At 40.1% G+C, this 23,973-nt stretch carries 21 protein-coding genes; 9 read left to right on the top strand and 12 right to left on the bottom strand.

What is annotated here, in order from left to right:
• Positions 1-10 precede the first annotated feature (10 nt).
• The 3 genes from rimM to rplS are packed head-to-tail and all read left to right on the top strand — an operon-like array spanning position 11 to position 1,707.
• A complete protein-coding gene (gene rimM / locus AAEY55_RS09735; RefSeq protein ID WP_011327634.1) occupies positions 11-547 on the top strand; it encodes a ribosome maturation factor RimM in 537 nt (178 codons plus the stop codon).
• Entirely contained in the window at positions 547-1,314 is a 768-nt protein-coding gene (trmD, locus tag AAEY55_RS09730) for a tRNA (guanosine(37)-N1)-methyltransferase TrmD (protein ID WP_011327635.1), read from the top strand. Before rimM ends, trmD begins: the two co-directional genes overlap by 1 nt.
• Before the next feature lie 33 nt (positions 1,315-1,347).
• On the top strand, positions 1,348-1,707 hold the full coding sequence (rplS, locus tag AAEY55_RS09725; RefSeq protein WP_011327636.1) for a 50S ribosomal protein L19: 360 nt from the start codon (positions 1,348-1,350) through the stop codon (positions 1,705-1,707).
• Positions 1,708-2,438: 731 nt separating this feature from the next.
• Here rplS and AAEY55_RS09720 read toward each other — a convergent pair.
• On the bottom strand, positions 2,439-3,272 hold the full coding sequence (locus AAEY55_RS09720) for a mechanosensitive ion channel family protein (RefSeq protein WP_086995304.1): 834 nt from the start codon (positions 3,270-3,272) through the stop codon (positions 2,439-2,441).
• A 306-nt stretch (positions 3,273-3,578) separates the two neighbouring features.
• Between AAEY55_RS09720 and tyrA the strand changes: the two genes are divergently transcribed.
• A complete protein-coding gene (gene tyrA / locus AAEY55_RS09715; protein WP_089368941.1) occupies positions 3,579-4,712 on the top strand; it encodes a bifunctional chorismate mutase/prephenate dehydrogenase in 1,134 nt (377 codons plus the stop codon).
• Between the two features lie 55 nt (positions 4,713-4,767).
• On the opposite strand, the gene AAEY55_RS09710 is transcribed toward tyrA, so the two are convergent.
• Positions 4,768-5,928, bottom strand: a complete 1,161-nt coding sequence (locus tag AAEY55_RS09710) for a chorismate mutase (protein WP_086997942.1) — start codon at positions 5,926-5,928, stop codon at positions 4,768-4,770.
• A gap of 439 nt (positions 5,929-6,367) precedes the next feature.
• Here AAEY55_RS09710 and AAEY55_RS09705 point away from each other — a divergent pair, with 439 nt between their 5' ends.
• Positions 6,368-9,376 carry an EAL domain-containing protein gene (locus tag AAEY55_RS09705; RefSeq protein ID WP_089367933.1) on the top strand — a complete coding sequence of 1,003 codons (3,009 nt, stop codon included), beginning with the start codon at positions 6,368-6,370 and terminating at the stop codon, positions 9,374-9,376.
• Positions 9,377-9,391: 15 nt separating this feature from the next.
• On the opposite strand, the gene AAEY55_RS09700 is transcribed toward AAEY55_RS09705, so the two are convergent.
• A complete protein-coding gene (locus AAEY55_RS09700) occupies positions 9,392-9,721 on the bottom strand; it encodes a stress response translation initiation inhibitor YciH (protein ID WP_089367934.1) in 330 nt (109 codons plus the stop codon).
• Positions 9,722-9,851: 130 nt separating this feature from the next.
• Between AAEY55_RS09700 and AAEY55_RS09695 the strand changes: the two genes are divergently transcribed.
• The 4 genes from AAEY55_RS09695 (at position 9,852) to AAEY55_RS09680 (ending at position 14,169) form a co-directional block, all read left to right on the top strand.
• Complete coding sequence (locus AAEY55_RS09695) at positions 9,852-10,157, top strand: STAS domain-containing protein (RefSeq protein ID WP_011327642.1); 306 nt, start codon at positions 9,852-9,854, stop codon at positions 10,155-10,157.
• 264 nt (positions 10,158-10,421) lie between these two features.
• The gene (locus AAEY55_RS09690; RefSeq protein ID WP_089367936.1) at positions 10,422-12,071 is read left to right on the top strand and encodes a fused response regulator/phosphatase; all 1,650 of its coding nucleotides are present in this window, start codon (positions 10,422-10,424) and stop codon (positions 12,069-12,071) included.
• A gap of 55 nt (positions 12,072-12,126) precedes the next feature.
• Complete coding sequence (locus tag AAEY55_RS09685; protein WP_089368942.1) at positions 12,127-12,786, top strand: GAF domain-containing protein; 660 nt, start codon at positions 12,127-12,129, stop codon at positions 12,784-12,786.
• Positions 12,787-12,975: 189 nt separating this feature from the next.
• Positions 12,976-14,169 (top strand): amino acid aminotransferase, encoded by a 1,194-nt coding sequence (locus AAEY55_RS09680; RefSeq protein WP_011327645.1) that lies wholly within the window; start codon positions 12,976-12,978, stop codon positions 14,167-14,169.
• 272 nt (positions 14,170-14,441) lie between these two features.
• Here the strand turns inward: AAEY55_RS09680 and AAEY55_RS09675 are convergent, their stop codons facing one another.
• The 9 genes from AAEY55_RS09675 to AAEY55_RS09635 form a co-directional block, all read right to left on the bottom strand.
• Positions 14,442-15,293, bottom strand: coding sequence for a Tim44 domain-containing protein (locus tag AAEY55_RS09675; protein ID WP_192532362.1), 852 nt, complete (start codon positions 15,291-15,293; stop codon positions 14,442-14,444).
• Positions 15,294-15,452: 159 nt separating this feature from the next.
• Entirely contained in the window at positions 15,453-16,208 is a 756-nt protein-coding gene (locus tag AAEY55_RS09670) for a DUF3379 domain-containing protein (protein ID WP_011327647.1), read from the bottom strand.
• Positions 16,208-16,723, bottom strand: a complete 516-nt coding sequence (locus AAEY55_RS09665) for a sigma-70 family RNA polymerase sigma factor (RefSeq protein ID WP_231613562.1) — start codon at positions 16,721-16,723, stop codon at positions 16,208-16,210. Before AAEY55_RS09665 ends, AAEY55_RS09670 begins: the two co-directional genes overlap by 1 nt.
• Before the next feature lie 101 nt (positions 16,724-16,824).
• On the bottom strand, positions 16,825-18,456 hold the full coding sequence (locus tag AAEY55_RS09660; protein WP_350551020.1) for a BatD family protein: 1,632 nt from the start codon (positions 18,454-18,456) through the stop codon (positions 16,825-16,827).
• A complete protein-coding gene (locus AAEY55_RS09655; protein WP_350551017.1) occupies positions 18,450-20,327 on the bottom strand; it encodes a VWA domain-containing protein in 1,878 nt (625 codons plus the stop codon). The genes AAEY55_RS09660 and AAEY55_RS09655 overlap by 7 nt, the downstream gene beginning before the upstream one ends.
• Positions 20,327-21,313 (bottom strand): VWA domain-containing protein, encoded by a 987-nt coding sequence (locus AAEY55_RS09650; protein WP_011327651.1) that lies wholly within the window; start codon positions 21,311-21,313, stop codon positions 20,327-20,329. Before AAEY55_RS09650 ends, AAEY55_RS09655 begins: the two co-directional genes overlap by 1 nt.
• Positions 21,306-21,740, bottom strand: a complete 435-nt coding sequence (locus AAEY55_RS09645; RefSeq protein ID WP_011327652.1) for a DUF4381 domain-containing protein — start codon at positions 21,738-21,740, stop codon at positions 21,306-21,308. Before AAEY55_RS09645 ends, AAEY55_RS09650 begins: the two co-directional genes overlap by 8 nt.
• 2 nt (positions 21,741-21,742) lie before the next feature.
• Positions 21,743-22,687, bottom strand: a complete 945-nt coding sequence (locus AAEY55_RS09640) for a DUF58 domain-containing protein (protein ID WP_086998270.1) — start codon at positions 22,685-22,687, stop codon at positions 21,743-21,745.
• A 3-nt stretch (positions 22,688-22,690) separates the two neighbouring features.
• Positions 22,691-23,647, bottom strand: a complete 957-nt coding sequence (locus AAEY55_RS09635) for a MoxR family ATPase (protein WP_089367942.1) — start codon at positions 23,645-23,647, stop codon at positions 22,691-22,693.
• Positions 23,648-23,973 lie beyond the last annotated feature (326 nt).

Genomic DNA, 23,973 nt, shown 5'->3' with positions numbered 1-23,973 from the left:
AAGTGTAACCATGAGTCAAGAGAACACCTCATCAATAATTGTCGTAGGAAAGCTCGGTGCCCCGTATGGTATAAAGGGCTGGCTTAAGGTACATTCATTTACTGATGATCCCGCAGGGATCTTCGATTTCAGCCCGTGGTTGATAGGGCAGCAAGGTAAATGGCAGACCTTAGAAGTGGTCGACTGGCGTCGCCACAACAAAGGCTTTATCGCTAAATTTGCGCAAGTAAACGATCGAGACGAAGCAGTGGCTTATACCCACGCAGAAATCTCAATGGATTCAGCGCAATTACCAGAACTCCCGCAAGGTGAGTTCTATTGGCGAGATCTCATTGGCATGTCGGTTGTAACTGATAAAGGTTACGATTTAGGCATTGTTGATGACCTAATGGAGACAGGGTCAAATGACGTACTGGTTGTTAAAGCAAACAGTAAAGACGCATTTGGTCAAGCAGAGCGTTTAATTCCGTTTTTAACTGATACAGTTATTATCGAAGTTAAACACGACGCAAGAGAAATTACCGTAGACTGGGATCCAGGGTTTTAATGACGCAAACGAGTTCATTATGGGTAGGGGTGATAAGCCTTTTTCCTGACATGTTTGACGCTATTACAGACCAGGGTGTTACCGGTCGCGCAGTAAAAAGTGGCTTAATTGATTTTAACTGCTGGAATCCGCGAGACTACGCTTTAGATAAGCATAGAACCGTGGACGATCGTCCTTACGGGGGCGGACCAGGTATGTTAATGATGGTTGAGCCATTAAAAAAAGCGATTGCCGAGGCTAAAAAAGCTGCAGGTGATGGTGCTAAAGTAATTTATATGTCCCCACAAGGGCGCAAACTAGATCAGCAAGGAGCTAGCGAACTCGCAAGCTCTAAAAAACTGATTTTGATTGCCGGTCGCTATGAAGGTATAGATGAGAGAATAATAGAGTCATACGTTGACGAAGAATGGTCAATTGGTGATTTTATTTTGAGTGGTGGTGAACTACCAGCCATGACATTAATTGACGCAGTAGCGCGATTAGTGCCTGGCGTATTAGGTCATAACCAATCAGCAGAACAAGACTCATTTTCGGATGGCTTGTTAGATTGTCCTCACTATACACGGCCAGAAACATTGGACGACAAACAGGTGCCTGCTGTATTGCTCAGCGGAAACCACCAAGAGATAGCAAAATGGCGGCTTATGCAGTCATTAGGCAGAACTTGGCTACGCCGTCCTGACTTGTTGCATAACCTAGCTCTGACTGAGGAGCAAGCGGTATTACTCGCGAAATTTCAGCAAGAGTACCAAAAAGCTTGTGGCTAGAAGACAGTTACACCTAGGAAAGTGAGAAACATAATGGCAAAAGTAAACCAAAATATTATTAAAGCGCTTGAAGATGAGCAGCTTAAAACAGACGTACCTGCATTCGGCGCTGGTGATACAGTAGTTGTACAGGTAAAAGTAAAAGAAGGTGCTAAAGAGCGTCTACAGGCCTTTGAAGGTGTTGTAATCGCTAAGCGTAATCGTGGTCTTCACTCAGCATTCACAGTTCGTAAAATTTCGAACGGTGAAGGCGTTGAGCGTGTATTCCAAACGCACAGCCCTCTTATTGATAGCGTAACAGTTAAGCGTCGCGGTGCAGTTCGTCGTGCTAAGCTTTACTATCTACGTGAGCGTTCTGGTAAATCTGCACGTATTAGAGAAAAACTTAACTAATACGCGCTGTTTATCAACGCAAAAAAACGGGTTGCATCCTTCGGGTTGCAACCCGTTTTGGTTTCTATAACATAAAATTTCAGGCTAAATACTAAAGCTTAAACCACAGCTGTCGGACTAGGAGTCGCACTGTCGCAATATTCACCAGTATAGTTAGGCTTCCTTTATTGCTAAACACAAAGTGCACCTCGATAAATTTTTATCAATATGTGTTTTAAACACCTTTTCAACTTACCCGCAGAATACGTAATAACCCAATTAACGCCAGTATGAGCATAACTTTGCTCAAGCAAAACTTAAGCTAAATATACCTAAGCCAAATAAAGCACAGAAAATAAAAATTTGGCAGATGAATTATAGTATTTAACCTTGAACTCTGGTTAAGAGATTTACTAACGTATTGAATCATAGTTATATTTAATTGACGCTAGATACTCTAGCCAGAGGTTTTCAGTGAAAACAAGGCGAATTTACGCGTCAATAGCTGGCCTCTTGCAAGAAAATTCAACGCAGTTAGCGCTGAAAATAGCTGCTTGAGATAAGTTTATTATCCGGAGCTCAGGTTATTTAAGGAAGTAGGGTGATGAGAATAGCTCAAAAAGTGGAGCCAAGTGTAACTAGGTATAACTTGAAGGAGTATTGGATGGGCAGTAAGGATTGCGGTAAGGGCGCTTTATACGACCTTACCGCGACTAAGTTATTAGGCTAGTTGAACCTATGCACAATACAAATTACTTAACGTTATGAACATGTACATCGCGTTGTGGGAAAGGAATAGAAATACCTTCTTTATCAAACGCTTTTTTCACTTTTTCTTGCATATCCCAGTAGTAAGGCCATAAGTCACCTGTTGCAACCCAAGCGCGAAACATTAAATTAACTGAGTTATCGCCAAGGCTGGCAACACAAATACGTGGTGCCGGATCTGTTAAAGAGCGCTCGTCTTCTTCAAACAGGCGTTTTAAGATAGCTTTTGCCGTATCTATGTCGTCGTTATACGAAATTCCAAAGGTCATATCACAGCGGCGTTTGTCATAAATACTTACGTTCACTAGTGTCGCATTCGATAGGCTACCGTTTGGAATAACAATGCGGCGGTTATCGAAGGTATCTACTACTGTGTATAAAATTTGAATTTCGACGACTGCGCCCATAAAGCCCTGTGCTTCGATAGTATCGCCAACCTTGAACGGTTTAAAAATTAGCAACAGCACACCGCCAGCAAAATTAGCTAGACTGCCTTGCAGTGCAAGACCTATTGCCAGGCCTGCAGCACCAATCACCGCGATGAACGAGGTGGTTTCGATACCTACCATAGAGGCCACCGAAATAAGCAGCATAATTTTCACTACAGCGCTAATTAAGCCACATAAAAACTTGTTTAGTGTTGGATCTTTTTTGCCTAGTCGATTATCTAAAACCTTAACAAAGCGGTTGATCAGCCATAGGCCAACCAGTAAAGTAATAATAGCGAGCACAAATTTTGGTGCGTAAGTCATAACGAGTGATATGGCTTGGTCTATTAATTGTGAAGCGTCTACATCTGTTCCTAAAACTTCTTCCATTTTATGGATCCTGTTTATTTTAATTACTATATGAATAATATAAGAATAAACGTGATAACTCTACTATGCAACAAATGCAGGCTTTTTAGCTTGCTAATTTACTTTTATTGACTGCGGCTTTTAGGGTAAATAATTAATATTTACTTTAAAGGTATTCGTTGCTTCTCAAAGTATTGTTTTTCAATTTAACCTTTTACTTATTTAGTCTTTTATCAGGCTATTGATCCTGTTAGTATTTATCGTATTGATTAGTTTACTTTAATGTAAACTTAAGTTGGCGTTTTTGCTTTTTAAGGTGGTATGCAAGTGGCGGATATAAATGATTTAGCCCAGTTAAGAGTGGGTATTGATGAGTGCGATACACAGTTGGTGGCACTGCTGGCAAGGCGTAATTCGCTTACTCAAAAAATTGGCGCAATAAAGCAGCAAACTGGTGCGCCACTTCATGCACCCGATCGTGAAGCTGATTTATTAGCTGCAAGGCGCCAAGAAGCAATTAATCAGGGAGTAAGCCCAGAGTTAGTTGAAGATATTCTTAGGCGTATGATGCGCGAAGCGTATCAGAATCAGCAAGCTAAACTTGCATGTGCTGCACCGCATTTATCACCTATTGTTATTGTGGGTGGGCAAGGTGCTATGGGGCAATTATTTGCTAAGCAATTTCAGCGCTCTGGTTACGAAGTGAAAACCCTTGATAAGCAAGATCAAGCAAACGCTGCAGCAATTTTAAAAGGCGCTAAATTAGTACTATTAAGTGTACCTATTAATGCGTTAGAAACTGTAGTTGCTGAACTACCTAAGTTAGATGAAGGCTGTTTATTGGTAGATATAACATCGGTTAAGCAAGCGCCAATTAAAGCACTAAAAGCAGCGCATAGCGGCCCAGTTGTAGGGCTGCATCCTATGTTTGGCCCAGATATTTCGCACTGGGTTAAGCAAACAGTGGTGGTGTGTGAAGGGCGTGACCACGATGTTGCACAGGGCTTGTTAGCACAGTTGCAAGTGTGGGGTTGCCAGCTAGTTGAACTTGATGCGAAAAAACATGACGAAGCAATGCAAATAATTCAGGTAATGCGCCATTTAACCACCTTTGTATATGGGCAGTTTTTAGCAAAACAAAGCCATACATTAGCGGAGTTACGCAGCTGTTCATCACCTATTTATCAATTAGAGTTAATGATGGTTGGGCGCTTATTTGCGCAATCGCCAGAGTTATATTCAGATATTATGTTAGCGCAATTTGATAACGTAGAGAGCTTACTGGCGCAGTATCAACAGACTTTTGCAGACACACTTAAAAAGTTAAAAGCAGGAGATAAGCCCGCGCTTATTGATGCCTTTGCTGATGCAAAAGCTTATTTTTCAGATTCGACAGCGCACTTTTTAACCCAAAGTCGCAGCCTGTTAAATAAAGCGAATGACGCAAAAGTGCTAGATTAAAACAGAAAAACAAAAAAGGGCTTAATTAAGCCCTTTTTACATTATAAGCTGTGCGTTATTGCGTATTTACACTCACAGCTTGGAGCGTTTCGCTTTGATAGCAGCCTAAAATACGTACATACTGAGTGTATTCTTTTAGCTCCTCTAATGCATTTTTTACTTGGCTGTCGGCAAGGTTCGCTTCTAAGTCGACGTAAAATACTTCTTCCCATGGGTTACCTGGCATAGGGCGAGACTCTAACTTAACCAAATTAATTTTATGTTGTTTAAAAATCATTAATGCATCGGCAAGTGAACCAGCCTGCTGTTTAGTGGCCATAATTAAACTGGTTTTAGTGGGTATTTGCTTTGATACCTGTAATGGCTTACGCGCTACAACAATAAAGCGGCTGTGGTTTTCGCTTTGATTTGCTAAGTTAGATTTAATCACTTCTAGGCCTACATTTTTACCTGCTTGGGCAGAGCCAATAGCGGCACTATTTGGCGTATTTAGTGCTGATTGCAGGGCACTTGAAGTTGAGTCGCAGGTTTCGTGTTGCAGCTCACCAAGGCCTTGTAAAAAGCGGCTACATTGAGCAAACGGTTGCGGGTGAGCAAATATTTTTGTAAGTTGGCTAAGCTCAGTATCTGGGTTGGCAAGTAAACAATGTTCAACACTGTGCGTTACTTCACCAACAATAGACACTTGTGCATGTTGTAGTAAATCAAATACTTCGTTGATACTGCCTGAACTGGTGTTTTCAATAGGCAGCAAACCAAAATCGGCTTGGCCGTTTTCTACTTTACCGGTAATTTCGTCAAACGAGCTACAGCCTATTTCAACTAACTTACCTGGGCGACGGCTAAAGTATTTATGACAGGCCAACTGGCTGTATGAGCCTTGCCCACCTAAATACGTAACACGATGGGTTTCGCTTAACGCATCTGGGTTAAGGTTTTTTTGCAGCATAGCTTGTTGATGCAATACAGAGTCTTCTAAAATAGTTTGAAAAACATTATTTACGTAATAGGCGTCTAACCCTAACGATTTCCCATAACCTATCAGCTTTTCTAGAAGTGCTAATTCACGAGCTTCATCACGAATCGGTTTATTGTTCGCTATTTTATATTCCACCACACCATGGCTAATACGACGTCGTTTGGCTAGTAAAACCAGTAAATCAGAATCTATCTCATTTATATCGTGTCGAAGTGTATTTAGTACATCATTGCTCATTTGGCTTTCCTCATTCCAAAAGTATGCTGTTCATACAGCAAAAACAAAAAAGCCTCCCGGTTGGGAGGCTTTGCTATTCGATTGATTTTATCTCACAAACAGTTCAGCCTCTTCTATATAAAGAAGCTAAAAAACGAAAAAAAAGTAACTGCGTAAGTAATGTTCATGCTGATAATGTATGGAGAGTTACTGTTAATGTCAACAGCGCTTTTGTTAAATAACTTAAGCTCTGAAAAATAAATCTATCACTAGTGGCTATTTTCAAGGTTAACTGTGTTGGATTTACTTGTAATAGGCCGTGATTGTTGCATAAATTTGTCTTGTTCCCTTTGTTTTTTTTATATAGTTTACAAATAATTTATAAATATGATCTTGGATCTGGTATATTTCAATTACTGGTTCAAATAATAATAATTATTAATAATAAAAAGGTTAGCCTGTGGTGTATCGACGCCCCCCATCTCGTTTCGGGATAAACTCACTTAGCGTCAAGTTGTCATTGTTGATTTCTGCAATATGTTTAATTGCTGGAGTGTGTGCGGCCGCGTTAATGCTCAAATCTGAAGAAAAACAACTGGTTTTTGAAGAGCATGAAGTATTAAAAGAATCTAACGAATTACTTATAAAACAATTCAAAAACTTACTAAACACTAAAATTAAAGTTGCTCAGCAAGCAAATATAGTCGTGGGTGAGCAGCTATTTAGTGATCAGTCATCGTTAATAAGTAATAAAGTAAATACACTGCAATTAAATAATGACGGTACGATACGCAGTGCCTCTACTGATGGGCTTTCGGCTGCATTTATCCCACAAACTAGCTATACACCTTTTTATAAACAATTAATATCAGACTCTGAAACGCTCTGGAAAATTATATCGCCACCACTAACTCAAGATTTTTTTAATTTTTACCTTATTACTAAAGATAACTTTATTCGCATAGCGCCGCCTAACGAGGCTTTAAATGCGCCAGCTAATTATACATTTACACAAAGTACGCGCTTTAATTACGCTAAGGCGCTTACTAATCCTCAACATAGGCCTGTTTGGTCTAAAGTTTATTACGATACTATATGGCATAAATGGGCTATTAGCTTAACGGTTCCTATTTATAAAGAGGGTGAGTTTTTAGGTGTTACTGGCAGTGACATCGCGCTAAAAACATTAATATCGCAATTGCCAATTGGCGGAAAAGAAAAACAGTTAGTGGTATTTGACAGCCAAGGGCAGTTATTAGCGCACCCCAATTTAACCCAATCAAGTTATGCACAATATGGTAAAGCAGGTAAAAAACTACTCCCTGAGGACTTTATTGATCCCACATTACAAGTAATTGTAGATGATGCGATTAAAATGCAACGGTCTGAATATGCCGACTCATTCAAATTAAATAATGAAGCGTATATTATTAATATTCATAAAATAGATGGCTTAGATTGGTATGTAGGGGTATATAAAAAACGTTCTTCAACATTCTCAGCATTAGCAGATTTAAAGATGAAGTTTTTTGGGCTATTTATACTCTATGCCATTTTAGTCGCCTTACTCTTACATCAAGCACTTTATCAGCTAGTACTTAGGCGTATACATTCTTTGGTTTATGCCGTTACAAACTTTGGTCAAGGCCAGTTACAAATAGAATTTCCAAAAGAAAACAAAGATGAAATAGGCACTCTCAACGGCTCATTTAAAGACATGACCATTGAAATTAGAAAGCTAATAGATGGGCTTAACCAGCGTATTATTGAAAAAGAAATTGCAGAAAAAGCAGCCAGGCGACTATCCAAAGCCGTGGCGTTTTCTGGTACTGGTGTGGTGATCACCGATAAAAACTTTGTCATTGAATACGTAAACCCTAAAATGCTTGAAATGACCAGCTTTTCAGAGGAACATTTTAATCGAGCGCCTTTATTAAGCATTATTGCAAGCGAAATGGCTATATTAATTGATGATATAGATGTTGATTTACGCAGTCGTAATTGTTGGCGTGGCGACACCTTAATTGAAAGCAATAATAAAGCGCCTATTTGGGTTTCTTTAAGTATTTCACCTATTCGCGAAGATGACGGAACAATTACCAGTTACGTAGCCTCTGCGCAGGATATTTCGTTTGTTAAAGAAAGCCAGCGTAAAATGGAACAGCTTGCTTATTTTGATACTTTAACAGGACTTGCTAATCGAACATTTTTTAGAATGCAGCTGCGTAAATCGATGGCGCTCGCTGAACGCGGGCATTATGCCTTTGCATTGTTTTATTTTGATTTAGATGAATTTAAACGTATTAATGATACCTTAGGCCATAATGCAGGCGATCAATTACTCGTTGAAGTTGCAAATAGATTAAAGCAACGCCTAAGAGCCGAAGATACTATTGCGCGTTTAGGCGGTGATGAGTTTGCTATATTACTCAGTGGCATTGAGCATCAAGAGCATGCAACTCAAGTGGCAAATACGATTCAAAAAACCCTTAATGAGCCTATTCAACTTGGCAGTAACGAAGTTATTATTAGTGCCAGTATAGGCATTACTATGGCCCCATACGACAGCCAAGAAGAAGACCAACTGTTAAAGCATGCCGACTTAGCCATGTATGAAGCAAAAGCAAAAGGGCGTAACACCTTTCATTTTTATAGCCAAGAGCTCAATACTGCTGCAAATGAACGCTTGTTTATTGAAAACGAGCTACGCCAAGCTATAAAAGATAAACAACTCACGGTTTATTATCAGCCGCAGATTGATAGCCGCACTCAGCTTATAGTGGGTTACGAAGCATTGTTACGCTGGTTTCATCCAACAGAAGGGGCGATTGCACCCACTAAATTTATACCTATTGCAGAAGCTACCGGTTTAATTGTTGAACTGGGAGAGTGGGTATTACACCAAGCATGTAATTTTGCAGTTAAGTTAGAGCGCCAAGGTAGAGCGAGTAATATTGCGATTAACTTATCGGCCAGACAGTTTAAAGATGCCAGCTTATTACCTACACTGAAAAAAATAATAGCCAGTACACAGGTGTCGGCTAAAAGCCTACATTTAGAATTAACCGAAAGTATGCTGATGGGCAATGTAGAAGCTGCTATAGCACAACTACATGAATTAAAGGGACTCGGGGTTTCTATTTCTATAGATGACTTTGGTACTGGTTACTCTTCATTAAGTTACTTGAAACGTTTTCCGGTGGATATTCTTAAAATTGATCGCTCATTTATAAAAGATATTCCAGATGATAATAATGATATGGCAATAACAGCGGCAATTATAGCCATGGCGCAAAAGCTAAAACTCGATGTGGTTGCCGAAGGGGTAGAAACCGTTGAGCAAGTAGAGTTTTTGAAAAATAACAATTGCTTTATAGTACAAGGGTATTACTTTAGCCCGCCAATTGCAGAGCGCGATTTACCCACGCTTTTTGAACGATTGGAGCAAATGGCGAAGGACGAAAAATAAAATTAAAATGCGGGTTTAACCACCCGCAATTTTTACTTTAAAGGTTAAGCTTTCTAAAATAGCTTTTAGTTTATCGCGATCATCACCTTGTACTTCAATAAGACCGTCTTTTACTGCGCCGCCTTGGCCCATTTTACTTTTAAGTGCTTTAGCTAATTTTTTTAAATCATGCTCTTTAGGATCGACTCCAACTACCAGCATAACGCCTTTGCCTTTGCGTCCTTTTGTTTGGCGCTCAATACGCACAAACCCGTCTTTAAATAGTTTACCTGCAACTTCTTTCTCTGGTTTTGGTTGCTCTATTCGCCCCGTTTGTGTTGAATATACTAAGTGACTATCGCTCATCATTACCCTATACAAAAATTGAATCAAACAATGGCGTAAATAATAGCAAATTTGTGTATTGATGTTTTTATTTTTGCTAATTAGTTTTAAACAGTTATATTTGATTCAAAGAATATTAATAGGACATAATATGAGTTTAACTAAAAGTATATCGGCCGATGCAGCTACGTTAACAATACATATAAAGGGTAAGTTTGACTTTAATTTAGTGCAATCTTTTCGCCAAGCGTATGCGCAAATAGATAAAAGCATTACTAAAGTAATTATCGACCTAAGGGAAACCGATTACATGGACAGCTCAGCATTAGGTATGCTGCTAAATATGCAAAAAAGCATAGATACACAGGTCAATAAATTTGAGATCAGCAACTGCCAACCACAATTAAAAAAAATATTACAAATATCTCGGTTTGATAAGAAGTTTGATATTAACTAGGGCCTGTTGACCTTTCAGGATTAAAATTTGTTCAATCTAGGGGCGATTAAATCGCGGCGCGAGGTTTGTAACCTAGTGGGCTAAGTAAAAACCGAACAACAAAGAGTTAATCGTCCCTAGAAAGAACCCAAAGGGCAGCGCATGTTTGGCATTTATGCTGCGTTATCGCCTATTTATGGGGAATAACCACACTACATAGGCTCTGCTTTGCCTAAATACCAAACATACTGCTGCAAATTTAACCTCGAAAGATAAACAGGCCCTATGATGCATATTTTAGTTGTTGATGATCAAGCCCTTAACCGAATATTACTGCAAAGGCTATTAACACAAGAAGGCTATACAGTTTCTTTGGCGTATAATGGTGTTGCCGCTCTAAAGATACTCGCGCAAACCCCAATTGATATTGTGCTACTTGATGTAGTAATGCCTATTATGGATGGCTTTGAAACGGCAAAAATAATAAAACAACGCTTTAACGATATTCATTTACCTATTATTTTTATTACGGCACTGGATGATCACGCCAGCTTTGAGCGTTGTTTAGCGGTTGGCGGTGATGACTTTATTCAAAAGCCGTTCGAAAAAGTAATTTTACACGCCAAAATTAAAGCCCACTGCAGAACCCGTGAATTAAGTAAAAAGGCTAACCAGCAAAAAATATTACTTGAGGAGCATCAAAATCAGCGTGAGCGAGAGTATGAAATTATTGAGCATATTTTTAATAACTCCCTCGAAAATCAAGATCAATTTAAAACCCACCTCGATTTTAATTTATCGCCTGCCACCATGTTTAACGGTGATATGTTTTTAGTCGCGCAAAGTCCTATAGGTAATTTATATTGCATGTTAGGTGATTTTACCGGTCATGGTTTAGCGGCGGCAATAGGCGCTTTACCTGCATCGCGTGTGTTTTACACTATGGTTAAAAAAGGTATGGCGTTACACGACATTGCCCGCGAATTAAACTTATTATTATACAATTTACTGCCCGGACATATGTTTTGCGCTGCAACTATTATAGAGCTAAGTGTATCTGGTAAAAGTATATCGGCATGGCTAGGCGGACTTCCCGATACTTACTTAATAGATAAGCAAGGTAACCTTAAAAAAACGCTCGAATCGCAACATATGGCATTGGGTATATTAAACAATCAAGAGTTTGAACATGAGGTTATTCACTTTGAAGTAAATGAGCAAACACGGCTTGTACTTGCAACCGATGGCATAATTGAAACAACGAATAAACAAGGTGTTTTTTTTAGTGAACTACGCTTTATCGAAACCTTAAAAATGAACCCGATGATCAGCAGCGAAAACATCGTTAATAGCGTAAGTCAGTTTGCTGATGGTACTAAACAACAAGACGATATAAGCATAGTGTTACTCAATTGTTTACCACTAAGTGTAAAGCCGGAACCCAGAGAGGCATTTTCTAAATTAGCGTTTAATATGTCATTGAGTTTAGATTCGAAGCAAATAAAAAACACCGATCCGGTTTATGATTTAGTAAATATGCTCAGCAGTATTAGTGGCTTAAAAGCACATAGAGCGAATATATTTTTACTCCTATCGGAGGCATACAATAATGCGCTTGATCATGGTGTACTTAAATTAGACTCACAATTAAAAACTCAAGATGATGGCTTTTTTAAATATTATGAATTGCGCGCAAAAAAACTTGCAGAACTTAGTAATGCAAAACTCTCTATAGATGTAAGTTACTGCCCTGATAGCTTGAACTTATACTTTATTATTTGCGACAGCGGCTGCGGGTACACTCACCAGCAAGATACCCTGTTTAATGACGCAGCTGAGTTTGGTCGCGGGCTGTCACTGCTTGACGAAATAGCACAGAGAGTGACTTATAACAGCAGTGGGAACCAAGTTGAAATGTGTTATAAGTTGAGCTAGCACTGTAAAAAAATCCATGCTAATATTTGCACACTATAGAAGTATGGATGGCCAAATGATTAGTTCCTATTTACAACAAGCACAACTCAGTGCTGACACCCGTTTAATTTCAGCAGAGCTAACAGCGCTTGAGCAAGCACTTGCAAGCACTAGCTTGCCTGAAGTTCGCTGGCATTATCAAATTCCACAGTTAGGTGAGGGCGGAGCATGTAGTTTATTTGGTTATCTGCAAGATGAACCGTTTAAGTTAACTACTTACGTAACTAACAATGAGCAAACGCACACTAAGCTTGCTAACTTACAGGCTATTGTAAACTACATACAGCAGCAAACTGGGGTTGATTGGTATGGTATTTATCAAACTCACGATACTGCACAGGGTAAACAGCTTTTAAAGTTAGCTTATCATGGCGCGCCAAGTAGGCCACTTTTTCCGCTTACAGCCGATTTTGCCGCGGGCAGTAACAACGTGCAAGTTGCGCTCTCTAAAACGGGCCGTATTATTAATAATGTTGAGCAATACTTAAGCCAAGGAGGGGAGTATTATACTTGCGACCCAAAGGTTAAGTCTGAGGTGTGCTTACCTTTATTTAATAGGAGTGGTGAATGCGTAGGAATTATTGATGCTGAGGCGTTTCATAATGATTTTTTTGATGAAAAAGTACTCGCAGTCCTAATTGCATGCTGTATTAAAATTCCTCAATTTTTAGTTTAAATAACAAAAATAGACTATGTTGAGGTTTTTAATAATGATTTTTTGCATGCACAAGGTATTAACTGTATTAATGGCATGCTGTATTAAAATTCCTCACTTTTTTGTACCAATAACACTAGTCAACCTAGCGTGTTTTTATGATAAGCTTAAGCTCACACCAACCCCCTAAATAATGATAAGAGATAGTCAATGTTCTCAGTATTAAAACCATTACCCACAGATCCTATTCTTGGCCTTATGGCGGCCTATAAGCAAGATACTAACCCTAATAAAATTGATTTAGGTGTGGGTGTCTATAAAGATGAGCTAGGCAATACACCGGTACTTAAAGCGGTAAAAAAAGCAGAAGCGTTTCGTTTAGAAAATGAAACCAGCAAATCTTATATTGGTTTAGCGGGTAATTTAGATTACTGTCAAAAAATGGAAAGCTTACTATTAGGTGAGCACAAAACATTACTAGCTAACCGTGTACGTACGGCGCAAGCGCCAGGTGGTACTGGGGCATTACGTGTTGCTGCTGAATTTATTATGCGTTGTAATCCAAAAGCAACAGTGTGGGTAACTACGCCAACATGGGCTAATCATATTAGTTTATTTGAAGCAGCGGGCTTAACAGTAAAAGAATACCCTTATTACGATTACGAAAATAAAGATTTACTATTTGATGAGATGATCAACACGCTTAAGCAAGTGCCTAAAGGCGATGTGGTTTTACTACATGCGTGTTGCCATAACCCAAGTGGTATGGATTTAAACGAAGCACAGTGGAAGGTAGTTGCTGAGCTTGCAAAAGAAGTGGGCTTTACGCCGCTTGTTGATATTGCGTACCAAGGTTTTGGCTCTTCACTAGAAGAAGATGCACGTGGTTTACGTATTTTAGCTGACGCAGTTGAAGAGTTAATTATTTGTTCTTCATGTTCTAAAAACTTTGGTCTTTACCGCGAACGTATTGGTGCGTGTTCACTAATTGCAAAAGACAGCGCAACTGCTGATATTTCAAACTCAGTATTACTTAGTGTTGTACGTAGTATTTATTCAATGCCGCCAGCGCATGGTGCCGACATTGTAAATACAATTTTAAGCAGCACTGAGCTTACGCAAATGTGGCATCAAGAGCTTGATGAAATGCGTAGCCGTATAAATGGTTTACGTACACAAATTAAAGAAACACTAGCGACTAAAGACATAGCGCAAGACTTCTCGTTTATTGAGCGTCAGCACGGTATGTTTTCTTTCTTAGGAATTAATAAAGAGCAAATTACTCGCTTACAAAAAGAGTACGGCATTTATATTGTTGGCTCAAGTCGTGTAAACGTAGCGGGCGTGAGTGATGCAAATATTGAATACTTTGCAAATGCAGTTGCCGACGTATGTAAATCATAATAGTTAACCTGAACTCTGGTTAAGAGATTTACTAACATATTGAATCATCGTTATATTTAATTTTATTTTCTCTAGCCAGAGGTTTTCAGTGAAAACAAGGCGAATTTACGCGTCAATAGCTGGCCTATTGCAAGTAAATTCAACGCAGTTAGCGCTGAAAACAGCTGCTTGAGATAAGTTTATTATCCGGAGCTCAGGTTAGTTAAATTATTTAACTAAAAAACCGCACAACCTTAGGTTAGTGCGGTTTATTTTTGCCTCGTATTTAGAGCCTATGCGTCTATTAAATCTTCAACGCCAACAATCAGCCAAGGTGCATCAGTAAGCGTTAAACGCTCTAAATGCCAAATTTCTAAAATAGGTTGTTCTTGTTTATCTGCTAAATCGCGATACTTACCTTTAAAGCGTACGCTTACTTGCCATTTGTCAGTCAACGTATCTGCGCGTACTAATTCTGCATCTATAAACATCACTTCAGTAGCTACGCTTGTAATTGCTTCGCGCTCTGCTTTAAATTCGGCCACTAATTCAGGGCTTAAATACTCAGCCATAGTGTGATAATCAGCTTCGTTCCACGCATTTTGTAGTGTGTGGTAATGCTCACGAGCACCTTGTAAAAAGCCGTTTGTATCAAAGCCAGGCGGTAAGTTAAAAGGCACATCGTCGCCGTGTGCAGTATTATTAGCAAATCCTGTACTTGTTGTTTGTTCATGCTCAATAGGTGCTTGTTTAAATGCATTTTGTGACATGCCAGCACTGGCCAGTTGAGGCGACTGCCTTGCGCGCATAAAGCCACGAACAAGTTTAAATATTATAAAGGCTGCACCCGCAAGTAAAATCATCTCTAACAGCTGAAACCCTTCAAAATCACCACCTAACATAGCAGCAATTAAGCCACCAGCAAGCAGCCCACCAAATACACCCGCCATAATGCCTTTTTTATTAGATGCTGGCTTTGCCGCAGGCGCAACTGCCTTGGTATCTGTTTGTTGCTTTTGTGCGGTTTGTTGCGTAGCTGGAGTTTTACCACGTTTGCTACTACCAAACTTTTTACGTGCTTGTGCATCAAAGCTTGCAGTCATTAGCAAGGCCAACAAAGATAAAATAACGACAAAATTCTTCATGAAAATCCTTAAATAAAATAAAGTGTCGATTATACCTATAGAAATATTATTTACTTTAAAAATCAGTTGGCTGGTTGGTAATATTTAAGGGGCAGGAGTAAATTACTAAACATTAAGCACACCGCTTAGCAGGTCTAAGCGGTGCGAGAAGCTACAAGGTTACAGCCAGCGAATAGCGCCAGAAACACGTTCATTATACATATTCACCGGCGCACCTAAGCTGGCAATTAATACGGTATCGGCTTGTTGGCCTCTATTAATATGGCCTTCAAATCTGTCATCATGAAAGTCATCAGAGCCCATTTCAAACACTTTATTTTTAGTCGGCACAATAAATACCGTCATAGGGCCAAAGTCAGATTCAAACACTAAATGTATGCCTTTCTCCCCTTTAAAGTCACAAAACATAGCGTAAGTAATTTTACCGGGTAGCTCACTTAATTGTCCGCCAAGTAAGGCGAGCTTTTCATTCACGCTTTGCAGGCTAATTGCTTGTGTTTTATCGAGAGAATTTATTTCGTGATAAACGTGGGCTAAAGCATGCTCACCTGCGCCATAGGTATTTTGCTCAGAACTAAAAAAGAATGCACTTATAGTAACAACAAACGAAGCGGCTAGGGCTAAATGTACTCGGTCAAACTTAAAGCGCGATCGCGATGCAATAACGTTTTTATTAGCCGGTATTTGCGCTTGTTGCTGTGCTTTTTCTTTTAAAGAGGTGTTTAAAAGAATTCGCTCGGCTAGGTTTTCAGGTACCGGAACGTCATTAGCTGCACTTTGTAAATATTTATCGAAATCTTTCATGTCGTTAATAAACCGTTGTCGCTCTGAGTTGTCTTTAGCAAACTCGGTAAGCTCATTGTCAATATCGTTTGGCTGCGCAATAGTGCGGCGACGAAACTCAAGCTCATCCATTATTTTGATGCCCCTTTAAGTTGCTCATCATCACGGCTTAAAGCCTCTTTAAGTTGGTTTCTAGCACGGTATAGACGTGTCATTACCGTGTTTTTATTTAAATCGAGTATATTCGCAATTTCTTCGCCTGAGCAGCCCATTACTACTTGCAGTAATAACGGCTCTTTGTATTCATCAGGCAAGAGTGCAATTTGGCGCTGAATAACAGTTTGCTCCATTTCATCGTCTAAAGAGTGGCTGCTTTCATCAACCAATAATTCATCTTCTATATCGCTATAATCAAATTGTTTGCGCTCAAATCGTCGCGCGTTTTCGCGACGTAAAATCGTAAGTAACCACGACTTTGCTGCTTTTTGATCCAGTAAAGAGTCGAGCGAGCGCCAGGCACGCAAAAATGTTTCTTGTACTAAGTCATCGGCAATGTGTGGATCACGGCATAACCAATAGGCAAAGCGGTAAAGCTCTTTATGGTAAACATGAACCAAGGCTTCGTAGCGCTTTTGCTTTTGTGCCATATCAATTAAGACCTGATTATTCGATTTTTTATTTCCAAACATAAGTTCTTTTTTTAGTTAAATATTATTTAATGTAATAAAAGGCCTATACGCATTAAAATTTAATGGTAAAGGTCTTTTAATACAGCTTGTTGCGACTTTAATGTTTGAGCCTGATACTTTTTAAGTAATTTAACTATAGCTGTAAGATCGCTGGTTGTTTTTTTATTACTGTATAATTGTGTTTGTAACTGCATCACGTTATTAGTTAGTTCTGCATCATTAATAGCACGGCATAAAGTATCAATAGCGCCCATATTTTGCTTAGTTACTGTTTTTGCATATATATTTAATGCGCTATAAAACATTTTTGCATCGTTTTTATTTGCTGCATGTAATAAGTTTTTCAAACTAGGCTCAGTTGTAGCTACTACATGCGCATTATGAGTAGAACGGCTTAACCAATAAAAAATTGCAGTCACAATCCATAATAAATAGCCCAGTACAGCAACAATTATTAACCATAATGGTGTTGAGCTTTGTACTTGCAGCGGATTAGTTGCATCTATACTATTTTGTCCTGCTGCTTGGTTATTGGTATTTTGCGAATCATTTATAACCACAGGATTAGCAGCATTGCTACTAGGGATCACAGTAATAGTGCGCTCTGGTAAAGTGGCAAAGCTAATACGATTTATTTTAGTGTTATACCAAGGCAGTTTTATTTCGGGCAGCGTATAAGTGCCGGGTGTTTGTGGTAACAAAGCATAAGAGGCAATTTGCTGCGATACTACACGGCCATTACGCACCGCATTGTTATTTTCTTTTTGATCTGGGTAGCTACGGATCCCTGTAATATCGGGCATTGATATTTCGGGGAGTTGTTCTTTGGTTACACCAAGTGCCGTTAAGGTAATTGTGCGTGTGATAGGAGTGCCTACCTCAACAGTATTATCCTCTGGTTGCCATTGCTCATCTAAACTTACTAACTCACTAGGCAGCCAAGCGCCATTGTAATTACTTGGAATAGGCTTTATTTCTATTTGCTGATCATTGCCAAGTGCCGATACTTCTAACTGGCGGTAATTTTGTTGCACACGGCCTTGAAAAGCTGGGCCGGCAATAGTGTAGTCACCACTTTTTTGCGGCTGAATTAAATACTCTCGGGTAATTACTAAGTAACGTTTACCGTCAACCAGTTCATAATCTTCCGTTTGTTTACCTAGTTGGCTAAGTTGTGCATTTTCCATGCTAGGCGTGCCTAAACTGCCGTCGAGTAGCTCTTTGGCTAAATAAAGTTTAAGCGTATAAACACCGGCTTCTTGTACAAACAAAGATTTACTTGAGAGCGATGTTTTTAAAAATATATCGTTATTTTTATCGGCATCAGCTGCGCGCTTGGCTACTTTTAAAGTAATAGGCTGCGAGCTAAGCCCTGCAACAGTAAACGACGGTATAGTGTATTCACCTTCACGGCGGGTCATTAGTTTAACCGACCAGGTGGTTTGCTTGTTCATACTGCCATTTATAATATTGGTGCGGGTACTTAAGCTAGTAGGGCCAACCACAAAGCTTTTTAACAGCATTGAGGTATCGGGTTGTTCATCTTTAATTGTGTCGTCTACTGTAATATTAAGAATAAAAAACTCACCCGCTAACACCGGGTTTTTATTTACACTGGCTTCGAGTTTGGTGGCAGCCATCAATGGCATCGCACTTAATAGCAATAAACAGCAAAATAATCGCATTACCATGACTTTTCTACTCCTGTGGGGCGACGTTGATATTGTCTTTTTTGGGCTTCTAATTGCATTTTGTTCCGTAATAAAATAGCGGGATCGTCGGGCACTTTTCGCAGTAACTGATTAAGCTGCTGTGCTTGTTCTTTTTCTTCGTTAGTCAGCTCACTGGCTTGTACTGCTTGCGCTTGTTGCTCGGCAGTTTGTTGTTGCTCGTCGGGCGCAGGTTCGTTTGCAGCCTGTGGCTCACTTTGTTGCTCAGCGTTATCATTTGGCTGTTCGGCTGGTTGATTTTCACTTTGCTCGTTTTGCGGCTCAGCTTGCATGTCAGGTTTATTTTGTTGATCAGCTTGCTCTTGTGCTTGCTCAGAGTCTTTATCCGATTTATCGTCACTGTTTTTTTCACTGTCACTTTGGGCTTCGCCTTGCTCAGAATTTTTTTGCTGATCTTGCTTGGTTTCATCAGAATCTTGTTGCTGGTTTTGCTCATCACTTTTTTGCCCGTCTTGTGATTCGCCGCCGTCTTGGTTTTGTTGCTCTTGCTGCTGATTCAGTAATTGCTCAACCAGTGCTTGGTTGTCTGCGGCTTGTGTAAAGTTAGGGTGTAATGCTTGAGCTTGTTGGTAAGCATTAATTGCTTCCTCTAGCTTGCCCGCTTTAGCAAGTGCGTTACCAAAGTTATAAAAACCGGTTGCCGATTTATCATCACTAAATTGATTAACCGCGGCCTCAAAGTTCCCTTGCTGATAAAGCGCAGCGCCTTTTAATTGGCTCGATTGGGCTGTTATTGCTTGCTCATAATCTTTATTGTTATAAGCATCAAGCGCTCGTTGGTCGGTATTCTTTAAAACAGTGGGCAGCTCTACGGCATAGGCATTTTGTTGTGGTAAAAAGCTAAACACTAAAAACACACTCAGCAAAGCCGCACGTCTAAATAAATAAAGGCTTAAAGGTAGTAGCAGTAACAAGCCATAAATACCGGCGTCTATACGCCAAAGCGCATGATTTTGTTTTTCATCTTTTAGCAACTCACCATTAGCGCTAGGTGCAAAAACAGCAATGTCGGCGCTACTTGGCTGATAACTAGCAAATTTACCGCCGCTGTTTGTAGCTAAACTTTTTAGCTGGCTGGTATTAATAGTCGGCACTACAATTTGCCCGTAGTGGTCTTTTAAAAATCCGCCTTCGGGTAGTTTAATTGGCGCACCTTGGGCGGTGCCTACACCGTAAATATTTAATCGGTATTGGGTGTTTTTAGTAAAAGTGCTCACCTCACTTTGCTCTTGCTGATCAATGCCGTCGGTTATTAAAATAATATCGCCATCTAGGTAACCGGCTTGTCCTAATAGCTCTTTTGCTATATCAAGGCCAGCTAAAACATTAGAGCCTTTGTCGGGCATTATTTCTGGGCTTAAGCTAGGTATTAGGTTTTCAAGTGTAGTGGCGTCGTTGGTTAGCGGTGAAATGGTATAAGCACTGCCTGCATAGGCTACTAGCGCTGTGTCGCCTTCTTTAAATAAATCAATCATATCGAGGGCTTTAAAACGCGCCTGCATTAATCTATTTGGTAAAATATCTGTGCTGTACATAGAGTACGACATGTCCATAACAATAACGCGAGCGTTTTTGCTTTGAAACACAGGTACTTGCTTTTCTTCAAAGCTGGGGCCGGCACTAAATATAATCCCTAAGCTGCAAAATAGCGCTAGTAACCAAAGTGGCTGGTTAGTTTTAGTGCTTGCGTCGCTCATAATAAACTGTGCTAAATGCGGTGCAATTAGCTGCTCATTGGTGGCTTTTTTGCGCTTAATTAAGGCAACAAAAAATAACCCAACTGCGGGTATGAGTAACCACAAAATAGCAGGGCGAATAAATTCAAAATCCATTAGTTAGGCTCCTTTATTGCGCGCAGGGTTGTTAACATTACTTTTAAGCTAATTAATAAAATAGCGATTAATAACGGCAAGTAAAATAATGAGCTTTGCGGGCGAAAGGTTTGCTCATCTACACTAATGGGCTCTAATTTGTCTAGTTCGGCATAAATTTGCTGTAAACCGGCTACATCTTTAGCTCTAAAGTACAAGCCGCCAGTTTGCTCGGCTATGCGTTTTAATAACCCTTCATCTATTGTGTCGCCGCTCATACCGCCCATATTAAATAAACTAAACCCACGAGGATTATCTGAGCCAACGCCAATGGTATACACTTTTATACCAGCATCGCGGGCAAGCAGTAGGGCTTCTTCGGGTTTTAAATTACCCGCAGTGTTTTGCCCGTCGGTTAGCAGCACCACAATACGATTGCTTTTATCTTTGTTTGCAAAACGTTTTACCGACAACCCTAAAGCATCGCCAATGGCAGTGGCGCGGCCAACTAAACCAATTTGTGCCTCAGAAAGCATTTTACTTACGGTTTTTACATCACGCGTAAGGGGGGTTTGTAAAAAGGCGGTGTCGCCAAATAAAATAAGGCCGAGCCTGTCGCCTTGGCGCTGCTCTATAAAATCAGTTAATACCGCTTTAACCATAGTTAAGCGGTCAACATATTGGCCATTGTAAGCCATGTCTTGCTCGGTCATAGAGCCTGATAAATCAACCGCCAGCATTATATCGCGGCCTTCGTTTGGCATTGAAATAGGATCATCTAACCAAGTAGGGTTTGCCGCAGCTATTACCAGTAATAGCCATATAACCCACTCGAACGGGGTTAAGCGCCGTGCATGAGCTTCAACGCTTTGGCTGGTTAAGTTATGTTTGGCAAAGCTTGGGATCCGCAGTCGAGTGTGCGCATTGTTTACAGCCGGTTTTAGTAATAATAGTAATAAAGGCAGGGGGAGTAATATAAACAGCCATGGCCAGCTAAATTCAAACATTAACCACTTCCTTTAACTTAAATTGCTTAATTGCTTGGCGAAACTTATTTTCTAGCGCGCTATTGTTTTGCTCAAGATTATAAACACTGAGAATTTCTTGTTCACTAAAACTTAATCCGGTTAGTGTATTAAGCGTATTACACCACTGCTTGGTAGATTGCGTAGCAAGGCGTTTATCATAATAGGCAATGACTAAGCGTTTTAAAATAATATGTAATTGCTGAGGATCAGTGTGCTGTTGGCTTAAATTAACCGCGAAGCGTTTTGGTTGTTTAAATTTATAACGCTTATAAGCCATATAAATTGCGGCGCTTAGCAGCAATAACAAAACGGCAATAATAACCCACCAAGCAGGGGCAAGTGGCCACCAATTTACTTGGCTTGGCGCTATTATGTCGTGTAGGCCATCAAGTGGAGACGTTTGCATGGTTATTTTCTCACTAATTGCAGCTCAAGCGGTGTGGCTGCATTGAATGATATTAAATTAAGACCCGATTTAGTTAAGCGATTAAAGCGTGTGCTAAATGCCTGTTCGGCATTTTTAGCAAAGCGCGCTCTAAAACTACTATCCATAAGTGGTAGGGCAAAGTCTTGGCCATTGGCGCTTACTGTAACGGCTTGTTTAAATGCCGGTAACTGATGCTCAAATGGATCGCTTATGTGGCAACCAATTAGCTCGCAGTGACGGCTTAGTATTTCGAGCTGTTTAAAGCTGGCGTCGTCTAGGGCATTAAAGTCAGAAATTAAATACACTAAACTACCGGGTTTAGCCAAATGGTTAAGGCGCTTTAAGTTATCGCTAAAGTTGTTAGTGGCTTGCTCGTCAATTGCGTTAAGGGCTTGCTGGTGGCTATCACACAAATTATGACACAGCTTTAATACCGCTTTTTCACGGGCGCTGGGCTTGAGTTCTAAATGAGAGTGCTGATTAAATACAATGCCACCAATACGGTCACCACGTTGGCAGGCCGACCAAGCAACTAATGCGCTAATGTGCGCGGCTTGCACCGATTTTAATAACAACTGCGAGCCAAATAGCATCGAGTTTGAAAAATCAGTAAAAATAAACACCGGGCGCTCTTTCTCTTCTTGAAAAAGCTTAGTGTGTGTTTCGCCAGTGCGCGCAGTTACACGCCAATCAATAGAGCGAATATCGTCGCCTTGTTGATAGTGGCGTACTTCGGCAAACTCCATACCACGGCCTTTATGCGGCGCAAGGTATTGCCCGGTTAAGGTGTTTTTAATTTTTACTTTAGGAGCCAGCTCTAGCAATTGCGCTTTGGCTTTGTAATACATCAGCTCTTTAAGCGCTAAATTAACACCGTGGCTATGGCTTTGTGCAAGCCATGCTTGGGGATCTAATGGTGTTTGCATAAGTTACGGTACGGCTACAAGTTCAACAATACGGCTAATTACCTGATCTTTAGTAATGCCATCGGCTTGGGCTTCGTAACTTAAAATAATACGATGGCGCAATACATTATGTACTACTGCCTGAATATCGTCGGGCGCTACAAAATCGCGGCCTTGCAACCAAGCATGCGCACGGGCACATTTATCAAGAGCAATAGTGGCACGTGGGCTGGCACCAAACTCAATCCAGCTACCTAGTTGTGCATCTAACTTAGCGCCTTCACGGGTAGCTATAATAAGCTGTACTAAATACTGCTCAAGTGGTGGTGCTAAATAAAGGCCTAAAATAGCTTTACGAGCGGCAAATAAATCGCTTTGACTAATTTTTTGCATTACTGCTGGTTGCTCGTTTAATGCTTCGCCTCGGGTTAAACGCAGTATGTCTAATTCGTGCTCTGCGCCGGGGTAACCTATACTCAAATGCAGTAAAAAACGGTCAAGCTGCGCTTCAGGTAGCGGGTAAGTGCCTTCTTGCTCCAGCGGGTTTTGTGTGGCCATTACTAAAAATAAGTCACTTAGCGGATAAGTATTTTTACCCACAGTTACTTGGCGCTCTGCCATGGCTTCTAATAAGGCTGATTGTACTTTAGCTGGGGCACGGTTTATTTCATCAGCTAAAATAAGATTATGAAACAGTGGGCCTTTTTCAAATACAAACTCACTGGTTTGCTGACGATAAATATCAGTACCAGTAATATCGGCAGGGAGCAAGTCGGGCGTAAATTGCACCCGCTGAAACGAGCCTTCAATGCCTTTAGCTAAGGCGTTTACGGCGCGCGTTTTTGCAAGGCCAGGAGGGCCTTCTACTAATAAGTGGCCGTCAGCTAAAATGGTAATAAGTAGCGCTTGAGTAAGCTCTGGCTGGCCAATAATTTGTGTATCTAAGTACGTTTTTAATTGTGAAAATGCGTTAGCTGCCATAATAAATAGACTGTCCTCGTCAGCTGGAATAATACCAAAGTTATTTGGGTACGAAATACTGACCTAGTTATAAGGTTTAAAATTGGATAACTCAAGAGTTAGACTGTATTTTTAAAAATAGTTCGTTATTTATTAACGACTTTTAGCCTATCACAAAACTTTGTAAATGCGTCTAAAAAAGCCTATTGTAGTACTTATATAGTAGGTCTTAGAGAATTTTATTTGCCTACTAATCGATAAATTTCAGTTTATCTATTGGCTTTAGTACACGGGTTGTTTAGAATCGAGTAAAACAAACAGGTCAGACCTGTCAGCGGGAGCATAAT

This window comes from Pseudoalteromonas sp. 120-MNA-CIBAN-0494 (assembly GCF_040308885.1).
Taxonomy (GTDB): Bacteria; Pseudomonadota; Gammaproteobacteria; order Enterobacterales; family Alteromonadaceae; genus Pseudoalteromonas; species Pseudoalteromonas nigrifaciens.
This window is presented reverse-complemented; position numbering and strand designations above follow the sequence as displayed.

Excerpts from the sequence above, each read along its gene's own strand:
- AAEY55_RS09680 (WP_011327645.1), top strand. The coding sequence starts at position 12,976 with ATGTTCTCAGTATTAAAACCATTACCCACAGATCCTATTCTTGGCCTT.
- AAEY55_RS09635 (WP_089367942.1), bottom strand. The coding sequence starts at position 23,647 with ATGGCAGCTAACGCATTTTCACAATTAAAAACGTACTTAGATACACAA.
- AAEY55_RS09660 (WP_350551020.1), bottom strand. The coding sequence starts at position 18,456 with ATGGTAATGCGATTATTTTGCTGTTTATTGCTATTAAGTGCGATGCCA.
- AAEY55_RS09645 (WP_011327652.1), bottom strand. The coding sequence starts at position 21,740 with ATGCAAACGTCTCCACTTGATGGCCTACACGACATAATAGCGCCAAGC.
- trmD (WP_011327635.1), top strand. The coding sequence starts at position 547 with ATGACGCAAACGAGTTCATTATGGGTAGGGGTGATAAGCCTTTTTCCT.
- AAEY55_RS09650 (WP_011327651.1), bottom strand. The coding sequence starts at position 21,313 with ATGTTTGAATTTAGCTGGCCATGGCTGTTTATATTACTCCCCCTGCCT.
- AAEY55_RS09690 (WP_089367936.1), top strand. The coding sequence starts at position 10,422 with ATGATGCATATTTTAGTTGTTGATGATCAAGCCCTTAACCGAATATTA.
- AAEY55_RS09670 (WP_011327647.1), bottom strand. The coding sequence starts at position 16,208 with ATGGATGAGCTTGAGTTTCGTCGCCGCACTATTGCGCAGCCAAACGAT.
- AAEY55_RS09665 (WP_231613562.1), bottom strand. The coding sequence starts at position 16,723 with ATGGCACAAAAGCAAAAGCGCTACGAAGCCTTGGTTCATGTTTACCAT.
- AAEY55_RS09685 (WP_089368942.1), top strand. The coding sequence starts at position 12,127 with ATGATTAGTTCCTATTTACAACAAGCACAACTCAGTGCTGACACCCGT.
- AAEY55_RS09675 (WP_192532362.1), bottom strand. The coding sequence starts at position 15,293 with ATGAAGAATTTTGTCGTTATTTTATCTTTGTTGGCCTTGCTAATGACT.
- AAEY55_RS09695 (WP_011327642.1), top strand. The coding sequence starts at position 9,852 with ATGAGTTTAACTAAAAGTATATCGGCCGATGCAGCTACGTTAACAATA.
- AAEY55_RS09720 (WP_086995304.1), bottom strand. The coding sequence starts at position 3,272 with ATGGAAGAAGTTTTAGGAACAGATGTAGACGCTTCACAATTAATAGAC.
- rplS (WP_011327636.1), top strand. The coding sequence starts at position 1,348 with ATGGCAAAAGTAAACCAAAATATTATTAAAGCGCTTGAAGATGAGCAG.
- rimM (WP_011327634.1), top strand. The coding sequence starts at position 11 with ATGAGTCAAGAGAACACCTCATCAATAATTGTCGTAGGAAAGCTCGGT.
- AAEY55_RS09655 (WP_350551017.1), bottom strand. The coding sequence starts at position 20,327 with ATGGATTTTGAATTTATTCGCCCTGCTATTTTGTGGTTACTCATACCC.
- AAEY55_RS09700 (WP_089367934.1), bottom strand. The coding sequence starts at position 9,721 with ATGAGCGATAGTCACTTAGTATATTCAACACAAACGGGGCGAATAGAG.
- AAEY55_RS09710 (WP_086997942.1), bottom strand. The coding sequence starts at position 5,928 with ATGAGCAATGATGTACTAAATACACTTCGACACGATATAAATGAGATA.
- AAEY55_RS09640 (WP_086998270.1), bottom strand. The coding sequence starts at position 22,687 with ATGCAAACACCATTAGATCCCCAAGCATGGCTTGCACAAAGCCATAGC.